This is a genomic window from Labrys neptuniae (assembly GCF_040797145.1).
Lineage (GTDB): Bacteria > Pseudomonadota > Alphaproteobacteria > Rhizobiales > Labraceae > Labrys > Labrys neptuniae.
Genome location: NZ_JBFNQD010000002.1, coordinates 442,753 through 457,008, shown reverse-complemented (window position 1 = coordinate 457,008; position 14,256 = coordinate 442,753). Strand labels below are relative to the sequence as shown.

The following is a 14,256-nucleotide window of genomic DNA, read 5'->3' as shown; positions in this document are numbered from 1 at the left end:
CGACACAGGCCAGCTCCTCGTGCAAGAATCTCATCACGACGAGCCGGTCTATGCTAGATCGCGGCGGTATCCGGCACCAGCGCCTATTCGAAAATAGGTTACAGCCCCCAATCGTCCTGGTGGTCGAGCAGGCCGCGCTCGCGCAGGGCTTTCACCACGGCCTGCGCCAGGGTGTCGGGCGTCTTGCCCACGGTCTGCAGCACGATCTCGGCATTCTCGGGCCGCTCATAGGGGCTGCTGACGCCGGTGAAGTGCTTGATCTCGCCGGCCAGGGCCTTGGCATAGAGCCCCTTGGGATCGCGCTTGATGCAATCCTCGATCGGGGTGTCGACGAAGACCTCGATGAACTCGCCGGCTTCGACCAGGGAGCGAACGAGCGCACGCTCCGCCTCGAAGGGCGAGATGAAGGAGCACAGCACGATGGTGCCGCTCTCGACGAACAGCTTGGCCACCTCGCCGACGCGGCGGATGTTCTCGACCCGGTCGGCATCGGTGAAGCCGAGATCGCGGTTGAGGCCATGGCGGACATTGTCACCGTCGAGCAGCATGGTGTGATGGCCGGCATGGGCGAGCTCGGCCTCGACCAGATTGGCGATGGTCGACTTGCCCGAGCCCGACAGGCCGGTGAACCAGACGATCGCCGACTTCTGGTGCTTGAGCGCCGAACGGGCGAGCTTGTCGATAGTGAGCGACTGGCGATGGATATTGGTGGCCCGGCGCAAGGCGAAATCGATCATGCCGGCGGCCGCGGTCTGGTTGGTCGCGCGGTCGATCAGGATGAAGGCGCCGGTCTCGCGGTTGTCGACATAGGAGTCGATCGCCACCGGTACGCCGGTCGCCACGTTGACGACGCCGATCTCGTTGAGTTGCAGCGTGCGGGCCGCCAGATGCTCCTGGGTGTTGACGTCGATCTTGTGCTTGATCGAGGTGATGGTGGCGGGCGCGAACTTGGTGCCGATGCGCAGCATGTAGGAGCGCCCCGGCAGCAGGGCGTCCTCGGACATCCAGATCAGGTGGGCGGCAAACTGGTCGGTAACGTCGGGCCGCTCGGTGGTGCGGGAGAACACGTCGCCGCGAGCGGCATCGATCTCGTCGGCGAGCGTGAGGGTGACCGCATCGCCGGCGACGGCCTCCTCGAGGTCGCCGTCCTGGGTGACGATGCGCGTCACCACCGAGGTCTTGCCCGAGGCCGCCACCGTGACGCTGTCGCCCGGACGAATGGTCCCGGAGGCGAGCGTGCCGGAAAAACCCCGGAAATCGAGATTGGGCCGGTTCACCCATTGCACCGGGAAGCGGAAGGGTTTCTTCACGGCATCGGAGGCAACGTCGATCGTCTCCAGATGCTCGATCAGGATTGGGCCGTGATACCAATCCATATGGGTCGAACGCATCGAGACGTTTTCGCCGAAGCGTGCGGAGATCGGGATCAGGGTGACCGAGGTGAAATCGAGGTTGGCGGTGAAAGCCAGAATGTCGTGGACGATCTTCTCGAAGACGACACGATCATAATCCACCAGGTCGATCTTGTTGACCGCGACCACGATGTGGCGGATGCCGAGCAGCGAGCAGATGGTGGCATGGCGCTTGGTCTGCACCAGCACGCCCTTGCGGGCATCGATCATCAGGACGGCGAGATCGGCGGTGGAGGCCCCCGTCGCCATGTTGCGGGTATATTGCTCGTGACCGGGCGTGTCGGCCACGATGAAGGAGCGCTTGGCGGTGGAGAAGAAGCGATAAGCGACATCGATGGTGATGCCCTGCTCGCGTTCAGCCTCCAGCCCGTCGACCAGGAGGGCGAAGTCAATGTCCTCGCCGGTGGTGCCGTGACGCTTGGAATCCTTTTCCAGCGTGGCGAGCTGGTCCTCGAAGATCAGCTTGGAATCATAGAGCAGCCGGCCGATCAGGGTCGACTTGCCGTCATCGACGGAGCCGCAGGTGAGGAAGCGCAGCAGCCCCTTTTCGCGGGGCTTGAGCATTTCGGCGAGCGAGAGCTGGGTCTGGGGGGCAGCAGCGTTCATCAGAAATAGCCCTCGCGCTTCTTCTTTTCCATCGAGGCCGATTCGTCATTGTCGATCAGGCGGCCTTGCCGCTCGGAGGTGCGGGCCGTGAGCATTTCGCGCACGATGTCGGCCACGGAGGTCGCCTCGGAATCGATGGCGCCCGAAAGCGGATAGCAGCCGAGCGTACGGAAGCGGACGCGGCGCATCTCAGGCACCTCCCCCGGCTCCAGCGGCAGGCGCTCGTCGTCGACCATCAGCATGGTGCCGGCCCGGAACACCACCGGCCGCTCCTTGGCAAGATAGAGCGGCACGATCGGGATGTCCTCTTCGAGGATGTATTGCCAGATGTCGAGCTCGGTCCAGTTCGACAGCGGGAAGACGCGGATCGATTCGCCCTGCCGGATCTTGGTGTTGTAGAGCGACCACAATTCGGGGCGCTGGTTGCGCGGATCCCAGGTGTGATTGGCGGTACGGAAGGAGAAGATGCGCTCCTTGGCGCGGCTCTTCTCCTCGTCGCGACGGGCGCCGCCGAAGGCCGCGTCGAACTTGTACTTGTCGAGGGCCTGGCGCAGCCCCTCGGTCTTCATCACCTGGGTATGCAGGGACGAACCGGAGGTGATCGGATTGATGCCCCGCTCGACGCCGTCCTGGTTGATATGCACGATCAGGTCGAGCCCGTAGCGCTTGGCGATCTCGTCGCGGAACGAGATCATGTCCTTGAACTTCCAGGTCGTGTCGACATGCAGCAGCGGGAAGGGCAGCTTGGAGGGATAGAACGCCTTCAGGGCCAGATGCAGCATCACCCCCGAATCCTTGCCGATGGAATAGAGCATCACCGGATTGGCGAATTCGGCCGCGACTTCGCGGATGATCCCGATCGACTCGGCTTCGAGCCGCTTGAGATGAGGGGAGAGGGTGCGGGACATTGGCGCCTATGGGCCCTTTTCACATTGGAAAATGTGTAATTAGGGCATTTTACATAGAATGTCAGGGCTGCCGGCGCAAGTGCGTTTCTTGCGCGGAGAATAGGCAGGACCCCAGCATGTCACCGCGGGAGCCGGGCTGCAAGGCGAGGCCCACCTCTCGCCCCTAGGGGGAGAAAAGACAATGCCGACGCCTTTGCCGGCACTGTCTGGCCGTCACAGCTTCGGCTTCACCCGGATGATGCCGGTCATTTGCGGATGAAACCGGCAGAAATAGGACATCACGCCAGGCGCGGTCATGGGGATGCTCCCGCTCTTTCCCTCCGGCAGGGCGACGTCCCATTGGCCGCTACGGTCTGTCGCAGTATGGCCGACGAAATCGGCGTTCCGCCATTCGATGACGTCGCCGACCCGGGCTTCGACGACGGCGGGCTCGAAAGCAAGATCGCTGACCGTGATCGCGATCGTGGCGGCGCATGCCGTTCCGCCCCAGAGCAGTATCATGCCGGCTGCAATGCCGAGCGCGGCGCGGCACGATGCTCCTGCCTCGGAGTGACGCCTCATTTCAGTGAGCCCGCCAGATGTTCGGCATGCAGTTCATGACCCTGGAAGATCTTGAGCCCGGTCTGCAGCAGGCTTTTGAGCTCGGCATTGCCGGCAGCCGGAATGAGCGTATCGGCGAGGGCGGCGTTGACGGTCTTGTGATAGCCGACCTCATTGTCGGCATAGGCCTTGTCGAAGGCCGGCCCCTCGAGAGCCGCAAGGCTGGCGCGCTTGGCTTCGGCCTGGCTGACCAGCCCCTTGCTGACATCGTTGTCTTCGGGCGTGACCTTCAGCTTCTTGACCAGCGCAAGCGCCTTGCCGTTCACGGCCTCATGGTCATGGACCATGTTCCGGGCGAAGGCCACGACCTCCTTGTTCTTCGATTTCTTCAGCGCCAGCCTGGCTGTCTCGATGTCCAGCACGCCCGCCGTGTAGGCGATATGGGCGATCTGCGGATCGGTAAGGCCGCCGGCCCGGGCCGGCGCGCCGGCGGTCAGAATGGCGAGAACGGCTGCTGTTCCCGCAAGCCTGGCAATCAACATGGCATTTCTCCTGTGCAAAGACGTCTGCAGAAGATTGGATGCCGGCGCCGCGACTTGGTTTCCGCTGCCTCAGGGGCTGGACAGAATTTTTTCGATCACGGCTCGCGTCATGCGTTCGCAGCGCCAGCCATCGAATGGGAAGGTGTCCATCAGATGCGGGCCGGCCTGGCGCTCCAATGCCTCGCGCAGCAGGCGGCGCGCCCGGTGCAGACGGGTCTTCACCGTTTCGGGCCTGAGGCCGAGCAGCGCCGCCGTCTCCTCCAGGCTCATCTCCTCGACCACCCGTGCCATCAGGACAACCCGGTAGATCGCCGGCAACTCGTCGATCGCCATTTCCAGCAGGGACTGGATCTGTCTCTGGGCCATGGTCCGCTCCGGATCGGCCGCCATGGCCTGGATTGGGAAGGGGATCACCTCGCCGGCCAGAAGGGCCCTACCCGTCTCGATCCCGATTGCGGGCCGCCTTGCCCGCACGCGGCCGAGCGCCTCGTTCATGGCGATGCGAGTCAGCCAGGTCGCAAGGCTGGAATCGCGGCGAAAGGCCGGCAGCGCCGCAAAGGCCCGCATATAGGCGGCCTGCACGGCTTCCTCCGCCTCGTCGTCGTCACGCAGGATGCTGCGGGCGATCCGATAGAGGCGGCGATTGTGCTGCGTCGTGATCGTACGGATAGCTTCGGGCTCACGCCGGATCGCCCTGTCGATCAGGTCGTCGACCGGATGAATCTGCAGACCGGGATGGGACATCGGAGTCGATATCTCGTTGGGAACGCGTGATTGGATGCGTCCCGTCTCCAAAGGTTCCCGATGAAATTCGGCGCTTCCCACTGCCCTCTTGGCGGGCGAGAGCCCATCAATCGCTGGGGTAGCGCCGTACGCCCTGATCCGTAACGATGGCGTCGAGCGGGATATCGTGCGCCAGGGGATGGATGGTACGGATCGCCGCCTCGGCATAGCCGACGCCGAGCGCCACTACGCTCGCCGGGAGGCTTGCCAGCGTGCGGTCGAAATAGCCGCCGCCGTAACCGAGCCGGAAGCCTCGGGCGTCATGGCCGACCACCGGCGCCAGGCAGATGTCGGGCACCACCTTGCGACCGCCCTCGGGCACCGGGATGTTCCAGAAGCCCTTGACCAGCTTCTCGCCCTGCCGCCAGGTGCGGAACACCAGCGGCGCGTTCCTTTCCACCACCAGCGGCAGAGCCGTGATCGCGCCACGTATGGCGAGTGCCTCGGCCCAGTCGCGCAGATTGGGTTCGCCCCGCAAGGGCCAGTAGAAGCTCACCACCCGCCCGGCGACATCGCCGACGACGGCATCGAGATGTCCGGCGATCGCCTGGGTCTTCCCGGTTCTCAGATCGACAGGCATGGCCAGGCGCTCGGCGATCAGGCGCGCCCGCTCTCCTTTGCGCCAGGCCATGATCTCCGCGCGACGCTCGCCCTGCATCCGCGCTGCGGTATCGAGCTGGCCGCCCTCGGCCTCATGAGCGAAACAGGCTGACGAGGCGAAGGGACGCACAGCATCGTCGGCGTCGTTGCGATCGGCTTCCATCATGGCATCGGCCCCCTGATCGAAGGTACGGCTATCATGTCCCAAACGCCCGCTGCCGGCCAGTCTCGTGCGGGCGAGCCGCCTCCAGCGCCTGGGCGAGATCGGCCAGCAGGTCGCCCTCGGCCTCCAACCCCACCGAAAGCCGCAACAGGCTGTCCTTGATGCCCGCGGCTGCCCGCGCGGCCTCGCCCATGCCGAGATGGGTCATGGTGGCGGGGTGGGCAACCAGGCTTTCGACGCCGCCGAGCGACTCGGCGAGGGTGAACACCCTGACGGCCTCGGCGAAGCGCTTGACGGCCAGGGGGCCGCCGGCGATCTCGAAACTGAGCATGGCGCCGAAACCGGCCTGCTGACGCCGGGCGATCTCGTGGCCGGGATGGCCTGGCAGACCCGGATAATACACGGCGGCAACGCCGTCATGGCCGGCCAGGAACGCCGCGATCGCGCCTGCCGAGCGCTGCTGGTGCTCGATGCGCGGAAACAGGGTGCGGATGCCGCGCAGCGTCTGATAGGCATCGAAAGGCGAACCGGTGACACCGGTCAGATTGGCCCAGAAAGCCAGCTCCGTAACATCCTCGGCCCTCGCAGCCACCACCGCGCCGCCGATCACGTCGGAATGGCCGTTCAGATATTTGGTGGTGGAATGGATGACGAAATCGGCGCCGAGGCCGATCGGCTTCTGCAGCGCCGGCGAGAGGAAGGTATTGTCGACGGCAAGCGCTGCCCCCACCCTATGGGCCTTGCCGGCGATGGCGGCGATGTCGACGACGCGCATCAGCGGATTGCTGGGGCTTTCGACCAGCACCAGGGCTGGACGCCGGGCCAGGGCGGCATCGAGTGCGTTCTCGTCGGTCTGGTCGACCAACGCGAGGTTGAACTGGCCCTTGTTGGCACGCATGGCCAGGAGGCGCTGCGTGCCGCCATAGCAGTCATGCGGCGCCAGGATGGTCTCGCCGGGATTGAGGCGCGACAGCACCAGATCGACCGCCGCCATGCCGCTGGCGACAACCACGGCGCCGGCCCCGCCTTCCAGCGCCGCCAGCGTCTCGGCAAGCTGGTCCCGCGTCGGGTTGCGTGTACGCCCATATTCATAGGTCCCGGCCTGTTCGAAGCCGCCGAAGGCGTAGGAACTGGCGAGGTAGAGAGGCGGAGCCACCGCGCGGAAGGCCTTGTCGGCCGCCATGCCGTTGCTGGCGGCAATCGTTTCGGGAGACCTGTCGTCCGTCATGCCATTTCACTCGATACCACCGCGTTTCGATCGAAACGCGTCTTGCTTCCGCCAGGCCAGACACCGGGCCGACGCCCCGCCGCACGGCGGATCCGTCCTGCCGCATCAGGCGGTCCTGGAGTTGTGACATCGGAAATGAACTCAGACAAACGCATTGTTATTGCGGTTCAATGCAAAATCCATAATCTTATTTTCATGGATATCGGGCTTGCACGAACCTTCCTGGAAATTGCGCAGAATGGCAGCTTCGCCGCCGCGGCCGAGCGCCTGAATCTGACGCAGACGGCGGTCAGCGCGCGCATCCGGGCCCTCGAACAGCAGATCGGCCGCCGCCTTTTCGTCCGCAACAAGGCCGGGGCCCGGCTCACGCCGGCCGGCGAGCGCTTCGTCGGACCGGCCGCCGCGCTGGTGCAGGTTTGGGAACGTGCCCGGCAGGAGGTGGCGCTGCCGCCCGGACGGGAGGACGGCATCAGCCTGGGCGGCGAGCTCAGCCTCTGGCATCCCCTTCTTGCCGACTGGTTGGCCTGGATGCATCGCGAATGCCCGCGCGTCGCTCTGCGCGTCGAGGTCGATACGCCATCCCCGCTGGTCGAGCGCGTCAGGGAAGGCTCGCTCGATCTGGTCACGCTCTACAATCCACCGCAATATCGCGACATCGTCGCCGAGCTGGTGGTGGAGGAACAACTGGTGCTGGTGACGACCGCCACCGACGGCACGGTGGATCGGGACAGCTACATCCAGGTCGATTGGGGACCGGCTTTCGCCCTCAACCACCGCGCCGCCTTTCCCGATTTCGCCGCCGCCCCCCTGGCGATTTCGCTCGGGCCCCTGGCGCTGACCCACATTCTCTCGGTGGGGGGCTCGGGCTATTTTCGCGCCGGCGCGGTCACGCCCTTCCTCGCCGATGGGCGCCTGCGGCTGGTGAAGGGGGCACCGGCCTTCTCCCATTCGATCTATGCGCTCCATGCCGCCCGGCGGGACAATCCGGCCCTCCATCGGGCGCGCGAGGGCCTTCGTTTCGTTGCCGCCCGCGCCGAGCGGCCGGGACTGGGCGTTGCGACCATCGGATAGCATCGCCGAGAGGATGCGAGCGGCCTTGCTTGAACGAAAAGAAGTTTGCTGCTACTCACAACAAAATAAGACCAAAAAAGCATGATCGAGCCGGCACGTTCCGGACGGAACCCGGCCGGCGCAACAGGGCAGGATCCACCATGGACAAACTCGGCATTCATTCCTTCGTATGGACAGGCGGCACCACCCAGCAGGATCTCGAAGGCGCGATGGAGAAGTCGCATCGCCTCGGCTACAAGCTGATCGAATTTCCCCGTCTCGATCCCCGCAAATTCGATGTGTCCTGGCTGGCGCAGCGCCTCAAGGACTATGATCTTGCCGTGACAGTCACCATGGGCCTGCCCCTGGAAGGCGACATTTCGAGCGAAGATGCCGCCGTGGTGCGCCGGGGCGAGGAGATCCTGTCCGACGCGGTCGCCATCACGCGCGATCTCGGCGGCCACAAGCTGGGCGGCATCATCTTCTCGGCCCATACCAAATATCGCAGCCTGCCCACGCGCAAGGGCTGGGACAACAGCGTGGCCACGCTGTCCCGCCTGGCCGACAAGGCCAAGCAGGCCGGCGTCAGCCTCAATCTCGAAATCGTCAACCGCTTCGAGACCAACCTGCTCAACACCACCGCGCAGGGCCTTGCCTTCATCAAGGATACCGGTTCGGACAACATCTTCCTGCATCTCGACACCTTCCACATGAACATCGAGGAAGCCGACCCCGTGCAGGCCATCCGGCTTGCCGGCGACAAGCTCGGCTATTTCCACATCGGCGAAAGCAATCGCGGCTATCTCGGCTCGGGCGTGATCGACTTCCCCGCCATTTTCGACGCCCTCGTTGCCAGCGGCTACGAGGACTGGATCACCTTCGAGAGCTTTTCCTCCGAAGTGGTCGACGAGGATCTCTCGATCATCTGCGCGATCTGGCGCAACACCTGGACCGACAATGTCGAACTCGCCAAGCGCGCCAAGGCCTTCATCGACGATCGCTACGCCGAAGCCCGGCGCAAGGCCGAGACGGCCCGCACGCCGTGAAGGCGGCTTGCTATACGGCCCGCCCGCGCCGCTTCGCATCATGCGCCATCCATGCAAGCGACCGGGACAACGCTGTTCTAACACGTTGTTTCGACGCGCCTTTGCGCGGTTTGACGATTCCATCGGGTCGCAAGACATTGTAGTGTCCTCCTCCCTTCCGAGCGGATCACCCCATCTTGGCAACGCCGCAAACCGTCCGTCATCTCAATGAAATCAGGGCTCTCAATGCCCTGTTCCGCGACGCTGGCATGAGCCGGGCCGACCTCGCCCGGGCCCTCGGCCTCAACCGTTCGACCACCGGCAACATCATCACCGGCCTGATGACGGAAGGCCTCGCCGTCGAGCGCCGCGACGAACCGCGCAGCGAGAATGCCGGCAAGACCGGCCGCCCTGGCATCCGGGTGCAGATCGATCCTGCCGGCGCCAGCTTTCTGGGCGCGGAGATCGGCGTCGACCGGCTTACGGTCGTCGCCATCGACATGCTGGCACAGGAGATCCTGCGCCTCACTTTGCCCTTCCCGACCTATCGCGAAACCCCCGAGGCCGGCACCGACCGCATGGTCGCGCTGATCGCCGAGGCCATCGAAAGCCTCGATCGGCCCGAGCGCCTGCGCGGCCTGTGCGTGACCCTGCCGGCCCTGCTGGCCTCGGACGGCACCGTGATCAACGGGCTCATGCTCGGCTGGCGCGACGTGAAGCTGAGAGAGATGGTCACCGATCGATTGAAGCGGCGCTTCCCCTCGCTCGATCCCGCGATCTCGATCGAGAATGACGCCAATGCCTTCGCCATCGCCGAGACCTATCGCGACACCACGCATCGCTCGGAGACCGTCGCCTTCCTGCTGATCGAGAACGGTGCCGGCGGCGGCATCGTCATTGGCGGCCGCCTGTTGCGCGGCTCAGCCGGCTTTGCCGGCGAATTCGGCCAGATCGTGCTCGGCGGCGACAGTGTCCAGGCCGGCCGCTCCAAGCCGGGCCATCTGGAAAGCTATATCGGCAAGGACGCCATCCTCGGCTTCTATCGCAGCCAGGGCGGCGAAGCCGATCTCGACAGGCTGCTACAGGGCCTTGCACGCGGGGAAGGCGCGGCGGTGGCCACCGCGCGGGCCTGGGGCGAACGCCTCGCCGCCGGCCTGATCCAGGTCACCAGCGTGCTCAACCCCGGCCTGATCATTCTCGGCGGCTCTGTCGCGCCGGTCTTCACCCATGTCGCCGCCGAGGTCAGCAAGGCCATGCAGCGCGAACTGCTCGAGGGCTTTCCGCTGCCGCGCATCGAGGTTTCCGCTCTCGGCGTCGAAGGCCCGGCCCTTGGCGGCGCCCTCCTGATGCACCAGCGCATGTTCTCCATCGACGAGAGCGCGATCTATGCCAGTGAACAGCCCATCACGCTGTTCCAGAGCTAGGCCCCAGGCCTGCTCTCCTTTTCTCCGATATCGAGGAACCTCCCATGCTTGCAGGCAAGATCGTCACCATCGGCGAGATCCTGGTGGAGATCATGGCGACCACTACCGGCAACGGCTTCCTGGAGCCGCAACCGCTGGTCGGCCCCTTCCCGAGCGGTGCGCCGGCGATCTTCATCGACCAGGTCGGCAAGCTCGGCCATCCCGCCGCGATCGTCTCGGCCGTGGGCGACGACGATTTCGGCACGCTGAACCTCGAGCGCCTGCGGCGCGACGGCGTCGACGTCTCGGCCGTGGCCGTGCATGCGGGAGCGGCCACAGGCAGCGCCTTCGTACGCTACCGGCCGGATGGCGGCCGCGCCTTCGTCTACAACATGCGTGACAGCGCCGCCGGGCGCATCGCCGCCACGCCCGAGGCCGAGGCGGTGCTCGCCGAAGCGGGCCATCTCCACATCATGGGATCGGGACTGCCGGTGCCGGCGGTCGCCGACATGATCCTGAAGACATTGCCGGGGCTCAAGGCACGCGGCGGCACAGTCTCCTTCGACCCCAATATCCGGCGCGAGATGCTGCGCGACGGCAGCAAGGCGATCTTCCATACCGTACTGGCGGCAACCGATCTCTTCCTGCCTTCCGGCGAGGAATTGTCGCTGTTCTCCGGCGAGGGCGACGAGGACAAGGCGGTGGCGGGCCTGCTGGCGACGGGCGTCAGGGAGATCGTTCTGAAACGCGGGGCCCGCGGCGCCAGCCATTTCAGCCAGGAGGGCCGCACCGACATGCCCGGCTTTGCGGTGACCGAAATCGATCCGACCGGCGCGGGCGACTGCTTCGGCGCAACATTTCTGGTGGCGCGCCGGTTCGGCAAGCCGGTCGCGGAGGCCCTACGCTATGCCAATGCCGCCGGCGCCCACACCGTGACCATGCAGGGGCCGATGGAAGGGAGCGCGGGTTTCATCGAACTCGACCGCTTCATGGCACAAACCCGCAGCCTCTGAAGCCCGACAGCCCGCTGCACTTGTTACGAAACTGTCGCAAGCCAACGATAGCATGGCCGAGCATCGGGCCTCTCTCTCGCCCTGCCACGGCCCGGCCGGGTTCTCCAGCAGCGTTCGCTGGCTGGGCCGTGCCCCGCACCCATCGTCCGGTAGCGGTCGGGCGCAGGTCGTCGGCGCCTCAGGCGGATCGTTTCAGCATTCTTCCGAGCGCGATCAGGATGCAGGCTCCGACGAATCCGGCGATGAGATACCCAATCCAGCCACCCAGAACCACGCCGAACATGCCCAGCACCAGATTGGCGACGGCCGCGCCGACGATGCCAAGAATGATGTTCATGAGGATGCCCATATCGCTCTTCATGAACATTTCGGCCAGCCACCCCGCCAGGCCGCCGATGACGATGGCTCCGATCCAACCCACTTGCGGATTCTCCATACTGCACCCCTCTCGTGAAGCCAGGAGCCAAGCACGCCCGCTGAAGGCAATTCCTGCGACTGGCGGCAAGGCTGCCGGCTTCGCAAGGCGCTATGGCACCGAGACGGGACCCTGCTGGCCCCGCGGTGAGAACGCATGGATCGGGTCATGGTTCCACATCGAATCGGGAGGCCCGACCAGCGGGCCTCCCGACGACGAAACCCGCAGGGCTCAATAGCCGTAATAGTACCGACGGTGGTAATAGGGCCGGTAATAGTAGTAGCGCGGCCGATAATAGCGCCGATAGGGGCGATAATACCGGTAGGGCCGGTAGTAGCGCGGTCGGTAATAGCGCGGCCGGTAGTGCCGGCGATAATAGTAATACTGCGCCTGCTGGACCTGGGCCGTGCCTTCCAGCGTGTTTGCCATGGGGGCCATCCGCTCGACCGGCGCAACCGGCAGGGCCGAAGACGGCGCCGAAGTCAGAGCCAGTCCGCCGAGCATCATGACGACAGCGAACAAGGCCTTGAGTGAAAAGCGCATGCTTTATCTCCCTTTGCTTGGCATCTCTTGCCTCGGTCATTTTCGCTGACCCCGGTCATCCGGGCTATCGCCTGCGAAACACAGAACCAGGCGAACTCGGCAAGCAGCAATCGAGCTGCAATGATCGACGGGCATTCGAGATAACCGAACGGAACGCCATCAAACTCTAGGCGCTCATCAGCACAGAGGCAATGCAATCCTTAGAGGCTTTCATCGCGCAATAAAAAAGCCCGCTCGATGCCGGCGGGCTTGGTGCAACCTGACTTCTGCCATTGAAGTCCTGGAAGAAAGTGGTGGAGCCAGGCGGGATCGAACCGCCGACCTCTACAATGCCATTGTAGCGCTCTCCCAGCTGAGCTATGACCCCACTTTTGCGAAGCGGCCTGGGAGCTGCTTCGGTGTCCCTCGGCGTCACCGCCGACGGGCCGCTCGTTTGTCACGTTTCGCGGCCCGATGCAAGACGTCTTGTGAAGAAATTTTGTAAAATCTTTCGATTGGAGAAAAGACGCGGTACCGGGCCGGCTCCGCGTCCCTGAACGAGCTCGTTGCGAGCCTCAGCTTTCCTCGTCGTCCTCGATGCCGTCGCCGATCAGATCGGTGACGTCGTCATTCTCGTCCTCGTCTTCTTCGAGGAAGGTGTCGTCGGAGACCGGATCATCCTCGACATCGATGTCGTCGTCGCCGACCACAGCCTTGGCGGCGCTCGCCTCGTCATCGGCCTCTTCGAGGCTGATCAGTTCGGCGTCCGCGTTCTGATCGAGATCGTTGTCGTCCTCGGTCTGATCGGCGGCGCGCGGAGCGACCGCATCGGGACGGCCGCGCAGGAGCGGTGCTGCAATGGTGACCACCTGGCCGGTATAGGGCGAGATGATCGGATCCTTGTTCAAATCGTAGAATTTGCGCCCAGTCGTCGGACAGACGCGTTTCGTGCCAAGTTCGGGTCTGGCCACGGCGTGTACCTTATGTCGGAAATCGAAGTGCGAGGCCGCTACAGACTAGAAGCCCCTATGTCAATCAGAATCGCAAAGATGGCGTTTTTTCGCGATCTGGCAAGGGGTTGAATCAAGAATTCCTCCCACCGCCGGCTTTGCCCTTCGGGCCATCCATGCTAGGGCGTTTGGCCGGGCGGACTTCCAGGTCTGCCCATGCGGGGCCGAGCCCCTCGCCATCGGCATTCCGCCCTGCCGCAAATTCCTTCCGCCTGTTCGGAGCCGCTCCTTGCCCGCATCGCCCTCCCACGCCGTTTCGCTTCCTGCGCACCGGTCCCCGGAGCAGGGTCGGGCAAACCCGGCGGCACGCGACGATACAGCCGGTCTGCTCACCATCGTCCTCGGCCTCCTCAGCGTGGGCGAGACGCGTATCGAAAACCTTCCTGAAAGCGATGGCATCCTGGCAACCGCCGAGGCCTGCCGCAGGCTGGGTGCGGCGATCGAGCGCGCCGCGGACGGAAGCTGGCGCATTCACGGCGTCGGGGTCGGCGGCCTGCTCTCGCCGGAAGGCAGCCTCGATTTGGGGGGATCCCTGGCAGGCGCTGTCCTGATGATGGGCGTTGCCGCCAGCCACGGCGTCACGGCCAGCTTCGATGGCGATCCCACCTTGCAGGCCTGCCCGATAGCGCCTGCCTTGGTGCCCCTGACGCGGATGGGCGCCGAGATCGTCACCTCGGCCGAGGGCACACGCCTGCCCCTGACCTTGCGGGGTGCCGTCGACGCGGTGCCGATCGTCTGGCAGATGCCCGAGGGCGGCACTTCATCCCCGATCAAGCCGGACCTGGCGATCTCGGCCGTGCTGCTCGCCGGCCTCAATGCGCCCGGTGAGACCCGCGTCGTCGCGCCGCAGGCGGCCGGAGACGAAGCCATATGCCTGTTTCGGCTCTTCGGAGCGGATGTCGCGACAGCGTCCGAGCGCTCCGCACGCCTCATCGTGCTTCAGGGCCGCCCGACGCTGCGACCCGCGACCATAACCTTACCGGCGGAAACTCCGCCTTCCTCCGCTGATGTGTAGTCGCTGATGTTTAGTCCTGGT

Annotated in this window: 15 protein-coding genes and 1 tRNA gene; 5 read left to right on the top strand and 11 right to left on the bottom strand. The window is 65.0% G+C overall.

Features of this window, described 5'->3' with window-relative positions; translation table 11 throughout:
* Positions 1–98: 98 nt before the first annotated feature.
* The 7 genes from cysN to metB all read right to left on the bottom strand — a co-directional run bounded on the left by cysN (position 99) and on the right by metB (position 6,782).
* On the bottom strand, positions 99–2,018 hold the full coding sequence (gene cysN / locus ABXS05_RS09405) for a sulfate adenylyltransferase subunit CysN (RefSeq protein WP_394313400.1): 1,920 nt from the start codon (positions 2,016–2,018) through the stop codon (positions 99–101).
* Complete coding sequence (gene cysD / locus ABXS05_RS09400) at positions 2,018–2,926, bottom strand: sulfate adenylyltransferase subunit CysD (protein WP_367623701.1); 909 nt, start codon at positions 2,924–2,926, stop codon at positions 2,018–2,020. Before cysD ends, cysN begins: the two co-directional genes overlap by 1 nt.
* A 213-nt stretch (positions 2,927–3,139) precedes the next feature.
* Positions 3,140–3,487: a cupredoxin domain-containing protein gene (locus tag ABXS05_RS09395; protein WP_367623700.1), complete on the bottom strand. Its 348-nt coding sequence runs from the start codon at positions 3,485–3,487 to the stop codon at positions 3,140–3,142.
* A complete protein-coding gene (locus tag ABXS05_RS09390) occupies positions 3,484–4,008 on the bottom strand; it encodes a DUF4142 domain-containing protein (protein WP_367623699.1) in 525 nt (174 codons plus the stop codon). The genes ABXS05_RS09395 and ABXS05_RS09390 overlap by 4 nt, the downstream gene beginning before the upstream one ends.
* 69 nt (positions 4,009–4,077) lie before the next feature.
* Positions 4,078–4,752 (bottom strand): RNA polymerase sigma factor, encoded by a 675-nt coding sequence (locus ABXS05_RS09385; protein WP_367623698.1) that lies wholly within the window; start codon positions 4,750–4,752, stop codon positions 4,078–4,080.
* 106 nt (positions 4,753–4,858) lie between these two features.
* A complete protein-coding gene (locus ABXS05_RS09380) occupies positions 4,859–5,557 on the bottom strand; it encodes a 5-formyltetrahydrofolate cyclo-ligase (protein WP_311939763.1) in 699 nt (232 codons plus the stop codon).
* 31 nt (positions 5,558–5,588) lie between these two features.
* Positions 5,589–6,782: a cystathionine gamma-synthase gene (gene metB, locus ABXS05_RS09375; protein ID WP_367623697.1), complete on the bottom strand. Its 1,194-nt coding sequence runs from the start codon at positions 6,780–6,782 to the stop codon at positions 5,589–5,591.
* A gap of 195 nt (positions 6,783–6,977) precedes the next feature.
* Between metB and ABXS05_RS09370 the strand changes: the two genes are divergently transcribed.
* From ABXS05_RS09370 to ABXS05_RS09355, 4 genes are all read left to right on the top strand, one after another.
* The gene (locus tag ABXS05_RS09370; RefSeq protein ID WP_367623696.1) at positions 6,978–7,853 is read left to right on the top strand and encodes a LysR family transcriptional regulator; all 876 of its coding nucleotides are present in this window, start codon (positions 6,978–6,980) and stop codon (positions 7,851–7,853) included.
* A 140-nt stretch (positions 7,854–7,993) separates the two neighbouring features.
* On the top strand, positions 7,994–8,878 hold the full coding sequence (locus ABXS05_RS09365) for a sugar phosphate isomerase/epimerase family protein (RefSeq protein WP_311939769.1): 885 nt from the start codon (positions 7,994–7,996) through the stop codon (positions 8,876–8,878).
* A 176-nt stretch (positions 8,879–9,054) separates the two neighbouring features.
* The gene (locus tag ABXS05_RS09360) at positions 9,055–10,281 is read left to right on the top strand and encodes an ROK family protein (protein ID WP_367623695.1); all 1,227 of its coding nucleotides are present in this window, start codon (positions 9,055–9,057) and stop codon (positions 10,279–10,281) included.
* A 44-nt stretch (positions 10,282–10,325) separates the two neighbouring features.
* A complete protein-coding gene (locus ABXS05_RS09355; RefSeq protein WP_367623694.1) occupies positions 10,326–11,273 on the top strand; it encodes a tagatose kinase in 948 nt (315 codons plus the stop codon).
* 178 nt (positions 11,274–11,451) lie between these two features.
* Here the strand turns inward: ABXS05_RS09355 and ABXS05_RS09350 are convergent, their stop codons facing one another.
* The 4 genes from ABXS05_RS09350 to ABXS05_RS09335 all read right to left on the bottom strand — a co-directional run bounded on the left by ABXS05_RS09350 (position 11,452) and on the right by ABXS05_RS09335 (position 13,181).
* Positions 11,452–11,709 (bottom strand): GlsB/YeaQ/YmgE family stress response membrane protein, encoded by a 258-nt coding sequence (locus ABXS05_RS09350; protein ID WP_367623693.1) that lies wholly within the window; start codon positions 11,707–11,709, stop codon positions 11,452–11,454.
* Between the two features lie 210 nt (positions 11,710–11,919).
* A complete protein-coding gene (locus ABXS05_RS09345; protein ID WP_367623692.1) occupies positions 11,920–12,231 on the bottom strand; it encodes a hypothetical protein in 312 nt (103 codons plus the stop codon).
* Positions 12,232–12,522: 291 nt separating this feature from the next.
* Positions 12,523–12,598 (bottom strand) — tRNA-Ala (locus ABXS05_RS09340).
* 187 nt (positions 12,599–12,785) lie between these two features.
* Entirely contained in the window at positions 12,786–13,181 is a 396-nt protein-coding gene (locus ABXS05_RS09335) for a TIGR02300 family protein (protein WP_367623691.1), read from the bottom strand.
* A 268-nt stretch (positions 13,182–13,449) separates the two neighbouring features.
* Here ABXS05_RS09335 and ABXS05_RS09330 point away from each other — a divergent pair, with 268 nt between their 5' ends.
* Positions 13,450–14,235 carry a carboxyvinyltransferase gene (locus tag ABXS05_RS09330; protein ID WP_367623690.1) on the top strand — a complete coding sequence of 262 codons (786 nt, stop codon included), beginning with the start codon at positions 13,450–13,452 and terminating at the stop codon, positions 14,233–14,235.
* Positions 14,236–14,256: the final 21 nt, after the last annotated feature.